We start from the raw sequence: 2,256 nt of genomic DNA, 5'->3' as shown, positions 1-2,256 counted from the left end.
CTACATTGGTAGCTGAAACCTCAGCATACTTGTTAATGGCTGCACTTAGTGCTTTTTTTACTCTATTATCCATGATTAAGATTTTTAGGATTTTAGGATGATAAGATTGTATGACCTGAACAACAAAATTGTAATTTCTTGCTTTAGTTTTTAAATTCTTATAACCTGTTAATTTATCAATATTTTTTTGAACTAATATGTTTTGAGACATGGTTAAGAACCTTATACCCCTAACCTTCAACCTTAATTCTCCCAGTATTGACTATTATTATAAACCAAAGTTACCTTCCCGGTAAGTTCTGTACCCAACAATGGACTGTTTGCCGATTTTGAATAATTGCTTGTGGCATTATACAACCACTTTTCTGTTGTATTGAAAACAGTAAAGTTGGCATCAGCATCTTCTTCGATTACCGGAATAGCTAAATTTAATAATTTACGTGGATTAATGGCCAATTTCTCTACAATTAAAGCAATATCCAATCCAGCCTTTAATAATAGTGGTAATACGGTTTGTAAAGCGATGATGCCGTAGTGCGCAATTTCGAATTCTACATTTTTAAATTCGATTTCTTCAGGACGGTGCTGGGAAGTAATGGCATCAATAGTTCCATCTTTTAAACCGGCAATTAGCGCCTTTACATCTGCTTTTCCACGCAGTGGTGGCTTAACCTTGTAGTTGCTGTCAAAATCGCTTAAAAGTTCTTCTGTAAACACCAGGTGATGTGCTGTTACATCGCACGAAACCTGAACGCCATCTTTTTTTGCTTTACGAATCAAAGCTACAGCCCCGGCAGTTGAAATATTGCTGATGTGGATTTTGGTTTCATTATAAGATGCCAGGAAAATATCGCGGGCAATATGCATTTCTTCAGCCAATGCGGGTAAACCTTTCATGCCCAACAGCACAGAGTTTTTACTCTCGTTAATCTGCGATTTGCCAGCTATGGATTTATTTTCGGGATAAACCATTAATAGTGCATCGAAACCTTTTGCATATTGTAATGCGCGGCTCATAAAACCATCGTCTTGTAAGGCTTTATCGCCATCTGAAAAAGCTACCGCACCTGCCTGTTGCATATCGAACAGTTCGGCAAGCTCCTTTGCCTCACGGCTCTGACTTATCGCACCAACTGGCAACACATCAACCAAATTGTTTTTGGCCCTATTGATAATGTATTCTACCTGAGATTTTGACTGCACAACCGGACTGGTTTGCGGCAATAAAGCTAAGCCTGTAAAACCTCCAGCTTTTGCCGTTGCGGTTAATGTTTGAATATCTTCCTTAGTTTCGAAACCCGGATCGCCAGCAACGCAGTTTAGATCGAAAAAACCTGGCGTTAAGAAAGCACCCTGAGCATCAAAAACAGTTTCGTTTTTATCGGCAGTTAATTTACCTATGTTTTTAATTTTGCCATTTTCTACCCGAACATCGCATTGTTGATTATTGAATTTACTTTGCGGATCGGTAATGGCTACATTTTTAACCAGGAGATTCATATTGTTTTCTTTGTGTTGTTAAAAAATCGGATGAGCAAAATTTCTGCTGCAATAAAAATCAGCGACAAAATTAGACAAAGTTTCCATAAAGTCTGCCCGATTTTATTAGTGCCGGCAATTAATTTAACGGCATCTTTATCGGTATCGAATATTTTGAGGTTGCCTTTGTCAGCCAACTGATTGAGTTCTGTTTTGTCTAAATAATGCATATCAGATTCTGTTCTGCCATTGTTGAAACTATAAACAGCAAGTAGTGAATCTGCAAGTTTCAGGTTATAAAAGCCTGCATTTTTTATCTGATCGGCAATGTAAATCAGCGTTTTCCCATTTGCCTGACGGATTTCAGGAATCGCCTCAAAACCATCTGCAGTAATTTTTAAGCTTTGGTTTTTACCCAGCGTAATCTTTTTACCCGCCAGGGCATTATCGTTACCGAGGTTGTAGTATAAAGGCGTTTCATTTCCTCCACTCAATGCCAAACGATATATTAAAGGCACGAACACCGGATGACGGGCTAAATTCCCGTCACTTGTATTAAGCCCTGAAGCAGATAAATAAACCTGCCCGTTACCTACGCCATATTTGGAGAAAAATGGTTTTCTGCCAGGCAATAACATAATATCTTCTTTATTGGAGGTGTTTTTCTCTACAAAAGAATAATAGCGGGAAACTGTTGGAAGATCAAGATTTTTAGGGATTTCCTCAAAAACAGTCTTGAAAATAGGGTTTTGCAGATCAATCTGATCAACCTTGCTT

1 protein-coding gene and 2 pseudogenes are annotated in these 2,256 nt (G+C 38.2%); all 3 read right to left on the bottom strand.

Features of this window, described 5'->3' with window-relative positions:
- Nucleotides 1-211: pseudogene (locus AC1DPQ_RS25445) on the bottom strand (hypothetical protein); the annotation flags it as partial.
- A 32-nt stretch (nucleotides 212-243) separates the two neighbouring features.
- On the bottom strand, nucleotides 244-1,500 hold the full coding sequence (locus AC1DPQ_RS25440) for a dihydroorotase (protein WP_477579280.1): 1,257 nt from the start codon (nucleotides 1,498-1,500) through the stop codon (nucleotides 244-246).
- A pseudogene (locus tag AC1DPQ_RS25435) lies at nucleotides 1,497-2,256 on the bottom strand (hypothetical protein); the annotation flags it as partial. The pseudogene AC1DPQ_RS25435 and the gene AC1DPQ_RS25440, both read right to left, overlap by 4 nt.

The sequence above is a fragment of the Pedobacter sp. 01T416_2 genome, from assembly GCF_056398925.1.
Note: the sequence above shows the minus strand (reverse complement) of the source record. Positions and strands in the feature narration are given on the sequence as shown.